At 36.7% G+C, this 14464-nt stretch carries 11 protein-coding genes; 6 read left to right on the top strand and 5 right to left on the bottom strand.

Annotated elements, in window-relative coordinates:
• Window positions 1-6 precede the first annotated feature (6 nt).
• The 3 genes from PQ463_RS07990 to PQ463_RS07980 all read right to left on the bottom strand — a co-directional run bounded on the left by PQ463_RS07990 (window position 7) and on the right by PQ463_RS07980 (window position 4006).
• Window positions 7-2457, bottom strand: coding sequence for a TonB-dependent receptor (locus PQ463_RS07990; RefSeq protein WP_274257116.1), 2451 nt, complete (start codon window positions 2455-2457; stop codon window positions 7-9).
• An 84-nt stretch (window positions 2458-2541) separates the two neighbouring features.
• Window positions 2542-3441, bottom strand: a complete 900-nt coding sequence (locus PQ463_RS07985; RefSeq protein ID WP_274257115.1) for a FecR family protein — start codon at window positions 3439-3441, stop codon at window positions 2542-2544.
• A 49-nt stretch (window positions 3442-3490) separates the two neighbouring features.
• On the bottom strand, window positions 3491-4006 hold the full coding sequence (locus tag PQ463_RS07980; protein ID WP_111376270.1) for an RNA polymerase sigma factor: 516 nt from the start codon (window positions 4004-4006) through the stop codon (window positions 3491-3493).
• A gap of 198 nt (window positions 4007-4204) precedes the next feature.
• Between PQ463_RS07980 and PQ463_RS07975 the strand changes: the two genes are divergently transcribed.
• Window positions 4205-5230, top strand: coding sequence for a hypothetical protein (locus PQ463_RS07975; protein WP_274257114.1), 1026 nt, complete (start codon window positions 4205-4207; stop codon window positions 5228-5230).
• Here PQ463_RS07975 and PQ463_RS07970 read toward each other — a convergent pair.
• Window positions 5215-6336, bottom strand: coding sequence for a PepSY-associated TM helix domain-containing protein (locus tag PQ463_RS07970; RefSeq protein ID WP_274257113.1), 1122 nt, complete (start codon window positions 6334-6336; stop codon window positions 5215-5217). The two genes, PQ463_RS07975 and PQ463_RS07970, sit on opposite strands and share 16 nt — an antisense overlap.
• Before the next feature lie 45 nt (window positions 6337-6381).
• A complete protein-coding gene (locus tag PQ463_RS07965; protein WP_274257112.1) occupies window positions 6382-8829 on the bottom strand; it encodes a TonB-dependent receptor in 2448 nt (815 codons plus the stop codon).
• A gap of 806 nt (window positions 8830-9635) precedes the next feature.
• Here PQ463_RS07965 and PQ463_RS07960 point away from each other — a divergent pair.
• From PQ463_RS07960 to PQ463_RS07940, 5 genes are all read left to right on the top strand, one after another.
• Complete coding sequence (locus tag PQ463_RS07960) at window positions 9636-10619, top strand: hypothetical protein (protein WP_274257111.1); 984 nt, start codon at window positions 9636-9638, stop codon at window positions 10617-10619.
• 781 nt (window positions 10620-11400) lie between these two features.
• Complete coding sequence (locus PQ463_RS07955; RefSeq protein ID WP_111376265.1) at window positions 11401-11709, top strand: hypothetical protein; 309 nt, start codon at window positions 11401-11403, stop codon at window positions 11707-11709.
• Window positions 11710-12547: 838 nt separating this feature from the next.
• Window positions 12548-13144, top strand: coding sequence for a class I SAM-dependent methyltransferase (locus tag PQ463_RS07950; RefSeq protein WP_111376263.1), 597 nt, complete (start codon window positions 12548-12550; stop codon window positions 13142-13144).
• 122 nt (window positions 13145-13266) lie between these two features.
• Window positions 13267-13845 carry a PhnA domain-containing protein gene (locus PQ463_RS07945; protein ID WP_274257110.1) on the top strand — a complete coding sequence of 193 codons (579 nt, stop codon included), beginning with the start codon at window positions 13267-13269 and terminating at the stop codon, window positions 13843-13845.
• Between the two features lie 74 nt (window positions 13846-13919).
• Entirely contained in the window at window positions 13920-14306 is a 387-nt protein-coding gene (locus tag PQ463_RS07940; RefSeq protein ID WP_239457789.1) for a DUF983 domain-containing protein, read from the top strand.
• Window positions 14307-14464 lie beyond the last annotated feature (158 nt).

Below are 14464 nucleotides of genomic sequence, written 5' to 3'. Positions count from 1 at the left end.
AAGATGTTAGAATGAAACTCTAAAACTCAGATTTGGAGTTCTTTGCAGCGAAAAAGTGTCCACTTCTTCTATAGAATTGGTTAAAGTATTTATTCTGTAATATTCGCTGATTTCATTTCTTCTGTTTAGGATATTTAAGATTGATACGCCAATTTTATATTGAATTCCCTCTGCGGTTTCCCACTTGTAGGTTGAAGAAAGGTTAACCTGCCAAAACATATGAAGATTGCTGTTGTTTGGTTTATTGTAAACCAGTACAGGATCAGAAAGATCAATTTGAGATAAGTCTGGAGATGTTTTTGGCCTTCCTGAAGACCATTTTGTGCCAAGAGCAATCTTGAAATTATTTTTCTCATAAATTCCTGCCCACGATAAAGTGTGCGTCAGCTCAAAGTTGTTTGGAAAACGGGGATATTCGTAATTGATAAAATGATAATTGTTTTCATTGTAAGTATAGCTTAACCACGTAAGAAAGCGGTTTATTTTTTTTTGGATCAGCATTTCTGTTCCCCATATTTCATAATCGCCGGTAGTTCTGACAAATTCCAGCTGATTCTGAAAACCCTGGCTGGAGGTCGTTATTCCGGTTACTTTTTTGTAAAAGTTTTCGATATCCAGAAGCCAGCTGTTTTTTTGGAAGAATAGGTTTAATGAAAGCTGTCTGCTTCTTTGTATTGGAATTGTGCCGTTATTGGAAACAATCCAGCGTCTTTTTTCGATGCCGAAATAATCTTTCTGCAGATCAATAATCTGCTGGGAGTTTTGGCTTTTTAGCTCGCCAAGTAATTCTAAAGTCACACTTTTGCTGATTCCGTAACCCAATTGAATTCTGGGCTCTGCAATATATTTTTTGAATTTTTCAATATAATTAAGCCGCATTCCGCCCTTTGCATATACTCGGGAAATGGTATCGCTATATTTTCCTTCCAGAATTAAAGCATGAGTTCTTAAAACCTCTTTTACATTACGATAAAAATCGGGATTGGTTACCTGCTCTAAATTTGTAATGCCAATTTCATTAAACTGATAGCCGTCGCTGAAGCTAAATTTAGAGTTTAGGATATGATTGTTCTCTAAATTCACGCCATTATTATTGACTGTGTTTTCCTGAATAACAGTCTGGTTTTCGTAAGCTGTGTTTTGATTGGCCAAAAGCTCGTACGAAGAATTATAGATATTAATCTTGGTGGTGTTGAAGCTGTTCCAGTTTCTTCTCCATGAGAGATTTGCGCCGTAATTCTGCTGGCGCAAATTATTGTTTTGCGATTTATTGATACTGTATGAAGCGGCACTTTTAACAACCTCTAGATTATCTTTTATGGTTATTAAATCCAATATTATTTGATCTTTGATCCCTATTTTTTGAGCATATTTTATCGTAGCATCATAAAAGCCAAATTTTTTATCGCTTTTATAATTGAGATTTTGGTTCTGCGAAAAATCTGTGATTGTAGTATTTTGAAATACTTTATTGAAGTACTCCCGATAGGTAGGGGTTTCTATAAAATCTGTAATCGATTTACGCGCCGAAATTTCGATGTAGCTTTTTTTAGAAAAATTATACTTTCCGTACACATCAGCATTAATCATATTGATTCCTGCGCTGAATGAATTTTTTTCTGCTTTTTCCGGAGTGGAAGAAATCGCAACTACACTTGAAACGCTTTCTCCGTAAAAGGCAGAACTTCCGTTTTTATAGATGGAAATAGTATGCGCAAGATTTGGATTGAAAACAGATATTAAACCAAAAAAATGTCCCGTTTGAAACATTCGTATCCCATTCCACAAAAATAAATTCTGATCGTGCGTACCGCCTCGAACATTGATGCTTGATACGCTTTCATCGAGACTGTTTACGCCCGGAATCTGCTGCATGGTCTGCAAGGCATCAGGTTCAATTAAACCGGGAAGAATACCAAATTTTTTGGGTTTAATTTCAAAAGATCCATCAGTGTTTTTTGAAATGCCCGAAGCCAGGATAGCATTGGTTTTAATTTCGTGCAATTCTGTTATTTCAGGTTCCAGTAGGATTTGAATGCAGTCTTTATCCCCTGTATTGCCTGCCGTAATTCTCTTTGATGCAAAACCGACATGGCTGATTGCAAAAGTATTTCTGCTTTCTTCACTAAACTCAAAATAGCCTTCTGAATCAGTTGTAAAATGATTTTTATTGTTTAAACTGATGTTGGCATTTTCAATGGGCTTTTTATCTATCGAAGATAAGACATAGCCGCAAATCGTTTTTAAAACAGCATCCTTTTTATAGATGTTGATGAATTTGTTGCCTATATTTTCAAAAGATAAATTGGTTCTTTTTCCAAGATATTCCAGTTTTTGGTCTAATGAAAATGATTTCTTGGGAGGATTTAATTCGAGGCCTTCAATATTGTCTTCGGTATAATTAAAGCTCACGCCATACTGTTTTTCAATATCAATTATTATTTTTTTAAAAGGCATAACCTTTCCTTTGTCCTGAGCAGAAAGATTCAGGACAAGAAAAAAGAGAAAAAACAAAAAATGGAATTCTTTGGGGCGGAACATTTATTTTTCGTCAAAAATTATTTTGCTGTTTGAAACTTTTCTAGCTTCTAAATGATAAGTCGTGCCAATAATCTGCAAAGCTGTATTGAGATCTTTTGCAGGCAATTTTCCTGTAAACAGGGAGATGGTGTCTTTGGCATTCAGATCGATTTTAATATTGTATTGCCTTTCAACTTCATCTAAAATAGTCCGTATGTTTTCTTTATAAAAACAGATCTGGTTATCCATCCATTCTGGCTGTAATGAACTTACAGTCATTTTTATCTGTTTTCCACTCTCAAAGCGAACGCTTTGTCCATGAGTTAATAGAATTTCAGCGTTGCCATAAGTTACTTTGACACGGCCTTGGTAACACGCAACATCAAACTTATTTTTTCTGGCTTTAACATTAAATTGCGTTCCTAAAACTGTTACTTTTCCAAGATTGGTCTGCACTTCAAATTTTCTGCCTTTTGCCACTTTGAAATAGGCTTCTCCTTTTAGTTCCAAATGCCGGTTGCTGTTCCAATTCCATTTTTTATAGTGTATTTCAGAACCTGAATTTAAAACCACTTCAGAATTATCGGGTAATGAAAAAGCAGTCTTTTTTCCAAGATCGGCAGTTTCTGTTTGAGGGATAAAAACTTTCATTGCAAAGGCAATTCCAAGAGCCAGGACAAAAATAGCGGCAGCTCTAAAGATCCATTTTTTGTATAATGGAACCGTTTTTGGAGCTGTTTTTTTCTGGCTTAAAATATTCGATAGCATAGCATTCTCATCCAAATCACCTGCTTCGAGATGATTGGTGTATTTTTTTATCTTTTGATATTTTTCAAAATCGGGACTTGCCTCAAATGCTGCCAATTCATCAGGAGATAATTCGTCGTTGAGCCATTTTGCCAATAAGCGATCTTTTTTCATTTTATCGTATATTTAATTAAAACAATTAGAACTGAATTTACCCTACTTTTTATAAATCAATTTCTTTGCGTAAGCTTAACAGGGCCAAATGAATGCGTTTTTCCACGGCCTTTACGCTGATGTCTAGCTCCGCGGCGATTTCGCTGTATTTTTTTCCGTCAATTCTGTGCATCAAAAAAGCTGTGCGCTGTTTTTCGTTTAAGTTTTCGATGGCTTTTAAAAGTTTTGCCTGAAACTGTTTTTCTTCCAGAAGATATTCCGGACTTTCATTTGTTTTATCCAAACCGGTAAAGTTTTTTTCATATTTCAAAACCACTTTCTGGTGCGAAATCTGGTTGAGGCTGCTGTTGTTTGCAATAGTGTAAAGGTATGATTTTGCTTTTTCTAAAGGCACAGAAGCGCAGTTCTGCCAAAGCTTAACAAATGCTTCCTGAGTTATGTCTTCTGCCTGTTCTGCGTTTCCGAATTTGTAGAATAGAAAATTTCGAAGCGCTTTTGCATGGCTTTTGAAGAAAGACGAAAAAATGATTTCATCACAAGTATTGGATTGGTTTTGGTCTGGCATGTAGAGTTTCAATTTTTCAGCGTAAAAGTATTTGTTTTTAATTTAAGTAGGGTAAAAGTAGAGATGATTGTTTTATTGAGGAATAAAATGCTATTGGTTTTTGATAATTTAGCATAGATGAAAATTATGAAAGCCTTGATTCAGTGTATTAAAAAACAGTTTCTTTCAAAATTTATTTACCTTTGTAAAAACATAAATATGTTCCTTTTGAAAAAATATTTATCAATTGCAGCTTTCCTGTTCTTGCTGTTTTCCTGCCAAAGTGAAATAGACGAACAAAACACTACTTCGCAGGGGACAATTACTGCTGTTTCTCCGCTTACAGCTTATCTGCAGAGGGTTGCGATGGTTAAAACCGTACAGGACAATATGATTGACGGGTCGAGTTATTGCACCATAAAACTCCCTTATGCCGTTACGGTAAACAATGAGAAGATTGCGGTTAATGCCACAGCCGATTATCAGAAAGTTTTGGATAACATCAACGCCAGCAATTATGATGAGGATATTGTAAGAATAGATTTTCCGGTAACGATGGTCTACTACAATTACATCGAAAAACTGATTCCAAATCAGGCAGATTTTGATTCTTTGATTGATTATTGGAATCTCTATCCGGATCTTTTATCCAAAATCAACGGTCTGAATATCAATTATCCGATAACCATTAATAGCTACAACAGCACCAATCAAGCAGCGGGTTCTCAATCGATAGTAAGCGACGAGGCCTTTTTCAATTTCATTAAAAATTTAAATGAAAGCCAGTACATATCTTTAAAGTACCCTATCGCAATTACGGATTATAATAGTCAGATAAAATCGATTTCAAATAATCTCGAGTTTGAAAATGCCATTAAATATGCCATAGACTATTGTCCTGAAAATAATCTTGCGCAGTTGGATTTTACAGCAGCCATCACAAAAGGTTCTTGGGAAATACCCTATTTTTATGATGGCACTGTTAAGACTTCAAATTACAGCGATTATTCATTTGTATTTAAAACAGATAAATCGGTAGTTGCCAGCAAAGCAGGAGTTTCAGAAACCGGGCAGTGGGAGAGTTCAGTCCAAAACGGGATTACGGCAGTAAATATAAGTTTTAGCACTGGAGTGCTTTCTAAATTGAATTTTAACTGGAAATTGTTTGAGTTTAATAATTCTCAGATACGATTGCGAGACGCAGGCGCAACGACTAATTATCTTTATTTTCAGAAGAAACAGTAACGGTTCTTTTTCTTTCTTCCCAACCAGATAAGAAATCCTGTTACGGGTAATGTTGCCGCAAATAGGCAAACCAGAAAAGCTAAGATTTTTGTTGGATAGCCATAAATGCTTCCCGTATGGATCGGATAAATTAGGCGTCGCACTTTATCTCCGCTGCTCAGGGATTCATATGGCCTAATTTTCAAAAGCTTGCCTGTATATTTGTCAAAATAAGCCATGCTTGAAATATTGGGAATGGATTTTTCAAGATTCAATTTAATAGCCATAATGCTGTTTATGGTATCAGATGGAATTCTAATCTGTGTATCGCCTTTGTATTTATAGATGTTTTCTGTTTTAGAAAGTATGTTTTGATAGAAATAAGTTTTGTCCATTTTTGGATCTGTTTTCGTCGGATTTTCAACTTTAGCCGAAGGTTTTTTACCTGTTCCATCTGCTAATAGATAAATGCCGCTTTCAAACCATTTGAAAGACCACGTTAATCCAGTCAAAGAGATTATCAGAAGGAATAGAAAACTGTAGAAGCCAAAATTGGAATGAAAATCCCAATTAACCCTTTTAAAAGAAGCGTTCCATTTTACGGTCAATCTCTGCTTTAGGTTTTTTGTTTTTTTTGGCCACCATAAAATTAGCCCCGAAAGCGGCATGAAAACAAAAATAAGGCAGCTGCAGCCTGTGATAAACTTTCCAACTTCTCCTAGAATTAAATGGCGATGCAGATCTAAAATGATAGAGAAAAACCTGCTTTTTTCTGGAATTGCAGCCAATACTTTTCCCGTATACGGATCTACTGAGAAAACCTGATCCTTTTTATCGGCATCTGTTCCGGAAATAATTGCGGTTCTCGCCGGATCCTGATAAGTTTGGATTCGGTCTAATGCTGTAATTCTGTATTGTTTTTCAATGGAAGCAAGGTAAAGATCGACAGGCATTTTTTTTGTTCCGATGGCAGAAACTTTATAGAATTCAGGATGTATAAAAGAATCAATTTCTTCTTCAAAAACCAGAATGCTTCCGGTAAGGGCTGCAATAAATACAATAAGCCCGGACGCTAGTCCGAGCCATAAATGTAAATACCCAATATTTTTTTTAAATGTTTTATTCATGCAGATAGGAGATGAAAAATATTTTTTAAATGCAGTTAAAGCTATTTAGAAAGAATAGCCAAGGGTCAAAAGCCAGTTTGAAGGTGCTCCAGGGAATAAGCGGATATAGTCGTATCCTCCAACCCAATAGGTTTTGTTTAGAATGTTATTAGCATTCAGCTGAATTTTAAACTTATTGATATTATAGTAAAAAGCGGCATTGAATAAGGTATATCCAGGAAGCGTTTCCGTAGTGGTCTGGCTCATGGTGCGTGTTGTTGCAAAATTAGATCCCATTGCGATTCCAAAATCTTTTAAAGCGCCATCCGTAAAATTGTAGCGAGTCCAGATATTGCCCTGCTGTCGAGGCGTATTTGGTTTTTGTCTTCCAATTTCGACTTCAATGGGGCTTTCTGTAATAAAAGCTTCATTATAGCTGTAAGCGGCAGAAATGCTCCAATTGCGGGTGATATTTCCATTAAGATCAATTTCGATCCCTTTAGATTCCTCCTCACCAATAGATCTCATTAAATCTGGATTCGACGGATCATTTGCAGGATACAATGTGTTTTTCTGCTGTATTTTGAATAAAGCAACCGTCACAAAAAGTTTTTCGTTGAACCAGGATGATTTTCCTCCAAATTCAACCATATTGCTTTCTAACGGATTAAATGGCCCTCCCGCATTTGGATTTGCCAGAGTTGACGCCGTTTGAGGATTATAGCCCTGAACATAAGTTCCGTATAGGTTAATATTTGGATTAAGGGTATAAGTAAGGCCAAAACGCGGTAAAAACGAATGCTGTTTTACTTTTGTTTCTGTAGCTTTTTTGTAATTTACTTTATCTGAATATTCATCGTAGCGAATACCGATTAAGGCCTGAAAAGCGCCAAATTTAATATGGTCCTGAATATAGATTCCATACAATGAATAATAGGTTGGGTCAACCTGGCGCGCCGCATAAAAATATTTGCTCATATCTTTTAGCTGCTGCGATGCAAATGGATTGCTCAAATCAAAATGAGCTACGTTTGGCACTGGATTTCCTTTAGAATCCAACAAATAATTGGATTTGTTTGCAGGGTTATAAGTGGCAATAAAGCCATTGTTGGCGGCATTTCGGTAACCGCTTGCAGTCAATTGCGAACCGCCTGCGGGAACCTCTTCCTGAGCATAATCAAAACCAGCTATCAGATTATGGCCTAAAGCGGCTGTTTTAGCTTCGTATTTAAAGAAAGTGGAAAGATTGTCGATATAACGCTTGCGCTTGCGTTGGAAAACCTGCATTTCAATTGCTGTTGGGATTGTAGATCCGTCTGCGGCAGAAGCATATTTATTGGCACCGCGATGCTCTAAAAGATCCTCGTTGTATCCCGTTCTGATATAAGATCCTGAAAACGATAAGCGATCTGAAAACTGGTGATTTAAGGAAGTTGTAACGATATAGGTTTCCTCTTTTAAATAATCGTTTGTTGAGTTTAACGAATTTGAAATTTTTGTAGAGTAGAGGCTGTTTTCGTAAGTGGATTGTCCGCGGTCCAGATTTCCATTCGAACTGCTGTAGATCAAATCAAAATTTACGCTTGTTTTATCATTCGGAAGAAAAGATAGGGAAGGAGCTACAACAATATTCTTATCGTATTGCAGATCTCTGAATGAGTTGGCATTTTCGTAACCTAGATTCAGACGGTATAAAAGCGATTTATCTTCGGTTAAAGGGCCTGTGAAATCGGCTAAAGCTCTTAAAGTGTTGAAACTTCCCGTAGAAAAACTCACACTGTTTGCTGCCTGATCCAAAGGTTTTTTGGTCACACGATTTAAAACTCCTCCAGGAGAAGCATTTCCAAACAGTGCCGATGATGGTCCTTTTAAAACTTCCACACGCTCCAGATAGTTTGCCAGAGGCTGTTTCCAAAATCCGGTAGAGGTTCGCATGCCATTTAGCAATTGCGTATTGCTTCCTCCGTTTATTCTAAAACCTCTAATGGAGATATCGTCGTAAAAAGTAAACTGGCTTACACCGCTGAAATTTTTTACTACGTCGCCCACGCGAATTGCTCCCTGATCGGCAATTAACTCTTTTGTGGCATATGAAACAGCCTGCGGCAAATCCTTTAAAGCGATTTCTGTTTTGGCACCGATAAAAGATTTGGTATTTCGATATGATTTTTCTTTGCGTCCGGTAATTTCTACAGTCTGCAGCGCATTGATGTTTTCTTTTAAAGTAATGGAAATATCGAGATTTTCATTTTCATGCAGTTCAACGTTTTTTTGTTCTGCTGTGAATCCCATCGCAGAGAAATAGACTGTATAGTTTCCGGCAGCAAGATTTGCAATTTCAAAATTTCCCTTGTCATCAGAAACAGCATTCTTTTTAGGACTTTTAATTGATATGGAAGCGTAAGAGACGGCTTCGTTATTTTCGGAAATAATTTTTCCGGTAATTTTAGCATTTTGCGCCGAACCAATATGCAGAAAGGCGAGCAGTAATAAGAAAGAGAAAGTTAATTTCATGGCGGTTATTTATTTTTCGTCCGCAAACTTATTATTTATTTAGACTAAATACAAATAATTTAAATATTAGAAGCCATTTGTTAAACAAGGGGCAATCTCCGCGAACTAATTCTAGCTCCTTATTTTTTAATTCTGTTTGTTTTTGAACGGATTAAATTAATCAATGGAAAATATTTAAGTAATTGGTTTTTACCGTTTTATTTAGGTTTGACTAAGGACATCTTTTATTTTTAATTTAGTAAGGCAGGATTCTTCCATTTTAAAAGCAGTTACCTAAAAGTAAGTGAATTTGAAATGAGAGATATTATTTTAGCATTTAATTTTGGAGGTTGCATCCAAAGCCAAAACCTGCACCCCGATTTTGACACGGAAATTTTCGCAGTTTTTATAAATTTCGGAGGAGTAGGGATGAGCTGGAGATTGGGTGAGACTAATATATAAGTAAAAGGAGTTAGGTGCTATTTATACAGATTAGCGGGTAAATAAGGCAATGCAGCGGCTTTCTTTTGGCCGGCCAAGAATAATAAACATCGATAAAAGCGGTTCGGATACTGCCGTTATCAAAGTCCATAACAAGCGTTCGTTTTGCAAATTGGCCGTATAATTTTTGGATTCAAGATTGCTTCTAGATTTATTTGAGAGATGCGGCAGAATCTTATTATATTGCTTTGGAACCATGAAATGAAGAAATATAATGCAATACGTATTTATACTGATTTTTTATATCTATCTTTTTCTTAATTTTGATAGCAGCGTGTAACAGAATTGGACAGCAAAGATATATCCAATGTAAAACGATGCAATGTATGGCAACGAAGAGTTATAATGACAAGAAAATGGGAACCTACATTTTTGGTTCGGTGCTTTTAGTTTTTTTTATTTATATTTTTTTATTTTCTCCTGATACTCTTCCATTTTACAAGCAAAGAATGATGGCATTTGCCTCATCTTTACTGGCTGGCCTATTTGCATTTTTTCTTTCAGGTTCGGTTAGGCTGACTGGGCAGTCTCCGGAAACTAAATTTGGAAAAATTACTATGCAGGCTGGTTCCGGTATTGCTGTTTTTATTCTTGTTTTGATCTGGTGGATGGTATCACCGCCAATTTCAGCTGATAAAGAAACAAAAGAGGCTGTAATGGAATTATCCGCTATTAAAATTAAAGATATTACGGCAAGAGTTACATTTCACATAGACAATGCTGATGAAAGAGCGCCTGACTTCTTTAAGAACACAGCAGAATTGGAATTAAGGATAATCGAGGATAAAGATCTAGATTCTCTTAATGTACAGGGATGGAAGAATGGTTTTTTTATCTCGGGGAATTCATTAGATATAATATCCAGCACCCAGCTGTTTGACAGAAAATTGATCCAGAGCGTGGACTTAAGCTCTATTGAATTGATAAGGAATTATAGGGATTTTAAAGGAAAAATCAATAGTTTAAAAGATAATAAAAAGTGGGCTAAATCAAGTTTTGAGGGGCTAATGCAGGTTGTGGAAACTAATAAATGGCTTGATAGCTTAAAGAGAGGCAGTGATAGTCTGGATTTTCCTGTAACATTTGATGATTTTCTTGCCTTATACAAGGTAACTAATAAGCAAAAGATCGAACTGACAGAATATGATTACCGCATTAAAGTTTATCCGATAAGAGCAAAACTGGAAGTTTTTAAAAACGATTCGCTTATAGGAATATCTGAAGGCATTGTCGTTAAGGTCTGGGAACACGATGAGGACGTAAGAAATCTTTTTGTGGTTAAATTTCCCGTAACCAAACTTAATCTTTAAAATAAGCAGAGGCATCTTTCTGCCGCCTTAAGAGAGCCTTTGTTAGAGGATGTCTTCAAGAAAGGGAAACCAGAATAAATTTTTGTTTCGGATAATTGCTCTAATTTGTTTTATTTCCAGTTACAGTTTGCATCCCCATTTAGTTGGTTATGCGTTTTTTCCTTTTTTCTAAGTTTTGGTTTTGGCCAGTGGCGTAGAAGGGGCTAGAAAGATTCGCAATTTTAATGGGAAGATCTCGAATTCACTTTTTTTATTGGTTTGCCGATTTGTCTCGCGATTTTTTTAAAATATTAAAAATGTTGCCGATACGTTTGTCTTGAAAAATATTTACTTGATTTAAATCAAATTTTTTGCAAAGCATTTAATTGTATTTTAGTCTTTGGAGACTCCTAGAATTGAGCAGCGGCTATTATCAGGATTTTAGTAGGATTTATTTGTTATGGAACTATAGGGCCAGAGATTAGCCGCTAAATCTCTGGTTTTATTATTTAGGCAAATTATGATATTAGTTTTTTGACATGACCCGGCTATTTTAATTCAGCTCATTGCCAATTTCCCCAGAAGGGTTTTTCTCGGTTTCGGCAAGCTATTTGAGTACTGTCTGCCGGCATTAGACAGATCAAAGATGGCCACCATTTTAATGATGATAGGCTGATCTGGAATAAGGTTGTTCAATTTTTCACAGCTGGGCGATGCCGCTAACTTTTAGTCCGAATAAAGCGGAAGATATCAGAATGTAAGTTATATATAAGCCTATAACGGTTTTGAATTTTAGAAATATATGGATCAAATGGATATTGGGAAGGAGAAAGGCAGGTGCGAGTTTTTAGATCAGATTTTGATCGTTCTAGGGCATGCGTATCCCTGCAGCGTGGCTTTTGAAGAAATGGCCGAAATGTTTTGCGGCCCTGGCAGCGGCGCATCCTTATCGGGCAGCAGCATCGAAATTGAGTCAAGAGTCATGGAGGCCTTATTGGAATTGGAAAGTTTAGGCCTTGTGGCTATAGATTCTAATAGCGATGAAAGCTCTCTCAGCGTTTTAGGATTGGAGCGGATTGCCGGAAAAAGATTTTTTTTGCGGCTTGTATGATTTTTTTATTGGTCTGCATTTCCATCTGCAATGCCTTTCTGAAATGGAGAATGGGAAATATAATGCGGTTCAATCAAGATGCATACGCGAAGAATGCGTGCAATATAAAGATAAAACGAAAGGAGTGTGGCAATGCCGTGGGCTTAATAAAGGGCTTTGCGTTTTGGAGCCTTAATTTAGGGCAGCTCTTATATCGCTGCTGATTTATAATTGAAATCGGAATCCTTTGACGGAATTCTTGATTTAAATCAAAAAAATAGTTCGGATATTTATGCTATTTTCGCTTCTCAAGTTCATGGGAATGAGAATGATTTTTAGGAGAATTTCAGACAGCTAAAAATCAGACTTTTTTGTTATTATTGCCGCCAGAGATTTAGCTTCTTTAATCTCTGGTTTTCTTTGCAAGGGATCTTACTATTAATTCATTTTTAACTATAGCCAACTATTTTTGAATCCTGCGGCATCCCCAAAAAAAAAGCTGTTTGCTGCTTTTGCTTTAATTGGAAAAGCTTTTTGGGGAAGCGCTGCTGGAAAGAAGATGGCACTTTTCCGGCTTTAAGGGATAAGGGCAGATTCTAAAAATATCCCGCCCTCTATTTATGCCATTGGTTATTTATTTATCTCTAATGGATAATATTCGGCTGCCAAAGCGGCCTGTTATAATTATCTGTTAAAATTACATTTTCTGCCCCTTCTTTTTTTTGATTTAAATCAAATTTTATAAAGATATTAATCAGCTAAATATATTGGGACTCTCTATATTTTTGCCACTTGTCAAATTATTCCATTTAGCAGGGAAAATTAAGCCAACTGCAGCAAATGCAAAAGTATTTATAAAATGATTTTTGAACAGCTCAAGCAAAATAGATCTATTGATGATAACGAGTTTAACCAAGTGTACCCTATTAGGATAAAGAAGCTGGCTGCCCGCCATTGGACACCTGTAAAAATAGCCAGAAAAGCGGCTGGTTTTTTGGTGGACAAACCTGGTAAAAGGGTATTGGATATAGGCTCGGGGGCTGGAAAATTCTGCCTTGTGGGGGCCGCTTTAACCAATGGGATTTTTTATGGGGTCGAGCAAAGGGAATCGCTTATAAAATTATCGCGGAAAATTGCCGAAAAATATAAGATTGATAATGCAGAATTCATACACTCAAATATTATGGAGATATCTTTTTTGGATTATGACGCTTTCTATTTTTTCAATTCATTTCAGGAAAATATAGATCTGACGGCCCGCATTGACAAATCAATTGATCCAAGTGAGGAACTGTATAATCTATATACGGCTTATCTTAAAGGCCAGCTGGAGAAAACTCCCATTGGCACAAAACTGGTTACCTACTGGAGCAATTGCAGAGAGGTTCCAAAGAGTTTCAGCCTAGAATCCGTTTCGCACGGCGGGGTATTAAGCTTCTGGAGAAAAACGGCTTAAATTGGGGCATGAAATCTATAAACGCTGCCAAATAAAATCAATTAAAATAGGGACTGTGAAGGATATATGGATTTAGAATATGTTCTGAGAAGCCTGTAATCTTTATTTCCAAATAAAATAAAATGAAATTAGAGGAATTATTAAAAAAGAGAAGCGGAAATGTCTGCGAATTGAGCGACATCAATAAAAATCTAGTTGCTTATGAAGTTCCGCCAGCCCAAAATAAAGGGGCGGACGGTTGGATTTTAATCAATGAGAAATGCCTTCGCCAAATTGAAAAAAAAGAGGAATTGGATGATGCTTTCTGGAAAAATTTTCTGCCAATATCAATGTGGAGCGAAGTGCCGGCCGTGCAGGTGGTATCATGGCGCATGCTTAACCGGTTTCGCAATGAAAGCTGGGCAGCCGATGCGCTGGATATGATGTATTTGGATGATGAAAATCTGCAATGGGCAAAAGCAGCCGGAGACCATACCGATGACGGGGCCATTAATTTCCACAAAGACAGCAATGGCAATATCCTGCAAAATGGCGATACGGTGACCCTTATCAAAGATTTGGATGTAAAAGGTTCGTCTTTAAATGCGAAAGTCGGCACGGCAGTTCGAAACATCCGTTTGGTCCATGACAACCATGAGCAGATCGAAGGGAAAATAGAGGGGCAGGCTATCGTGATTTTAACCAAATTTGTAAAGAGATAGTCCCTCAGGGCATCTATAAACTTAAAATTAAACCGTGGCTCATGGATTTGGAGCTTTAAATGGATATTTCGAAGATGAAGAAAGGAAGCAGATTAAATAGCATTTTAACGGGAAGCTGCCCTAAATGCCAGAATGGGAATATGTACGTGGATAAAAACCTGCTGCATTTGGGCTCTGTTTTAAAAATGCATGAGAAGTGCAGCCATTGCGGGCTAAGATATCAGATAGAGCCTTCTTTCTTTTTTGGCGCAATGTATGTAAGCTATGGGTTGAATGTCGGTGTTGGAATTGCTGTTTTTGCCATCTCATATCTTATTTTTGATTCTGGAATAAAAACATCGTTTATTGCAATTACTGCAGTGCTGGTAATTTTGTTTCCGATATTGCTGCGATTATCCCGAAATATTTATATCAATATGTTTGTCTGCTATGATCCGAAAGCGGCAATAAAAAAAGAATAATTTAAAAAACTCCTGACCGGAAAAAGGAAGAGCGTTTAACTGATGCTTTTCCTTTTTTTTTAGATTATCTGATATGGCATTGGCAGTGGCGGCAGCCTTTCGCCTTATGCGCTATGATAGCGCATTTATTTTGCATTGCCGGCTGCCAAGTTTTATAG

This window comes from Flavobacterium sp. KACC 22763, assembly GCF_028736155.1.
Taxonomy (GTDB): Bacteria; Bacteroidota; Bacteroidia; order Flavobacteriales; family Flavobacteriaceae; genus Flavobacterium.
Note: the sequence above shows the minus strand (reverse complement) of the source record. Positions and strands in the feature narration are given on the sequence as shown.

Excerpts from the sequence above, each read along its gene's own strand:
- PQ463_RS07960 (WP_274257111.1), top strand. The coding sequence starts at position 9,636 with ATGGCAACGAAGAGTTATAATGACAAGAAAATGGGAACCTACATTTTT.
- PQ463_RS07975 (WP_274257114.1), top strand. The coding sequence starts at position 4,205 with ATGTTCCTTTTGAAAAAATATTTATCAATTGCAGCTTTCCTGTTCTTG.
- PQ463_RS07965 (WP_274257112.1), bottom strand. The coding sequence starts at position 8,829 with ATGAAATTAACTTTCTCTTTCTTATTACTGCTCGCCTTTCTGCATATT.
- PQ463_RS07950 (WP_111376263.1), top strand. The coding sequence starts at position 12,548 with ATGATTTTTGAACAGCTCAAGCAAAATAGATCTATTGATGATAACGAG.
- PQ463_RS07980 (WP_111376270.1), bottom strand. The coding sequence starts at position 4,006 with ATGCCAGACCAAAACCAATCCAATACTTGTGATGAAATCATTTTTTCG.
- PQ463_RS07990 (WP_274257116.1), bottom strand. The coding sequence starts at position 2,457 with ATGCCTTTTAAAAAAATAATAATTGATATTGAAAAACAGTATGGCGTG.
- PQ463_RS07985 (WP_274257115.1), bottom strand. The coding sequence starts at position 3,441 with ATGAAAAAAGATCGCTTATTGGCAAAATGGCTCAACGACGAATTATCT.
- PQ463_RS07955 (WP_111376265.1), top strand. The coding sequence starts at position 11,401 with ATGGATCAAATGGATATTGGGAAGGAGAAAGGCAGGTGCGAGTTTTTA.
- PQ463_RS07970 (WP_274257113.1), bottom strand. The coding sequence starts at position 6,336 with ATGAATAAAACATTTAAAAAAAATATTGGGTATTTACATTTATGGCTC.
- PQ463_RS07945 (WP_274257110.1), top strand. The coding sequence starts at position 13,267 with ATGAAATTAGAGGAATTATTAAAAAAGAGAAGCGGAAATGTCTGCGAA.
- PQ463_RS07940 (WP_239457789.1), top strand. The coding sequence starts at position 13,920 with ATGAAGAAAGGAAGCAGATTAAATAGCATTTTAACGGGAAGCTGCCCT.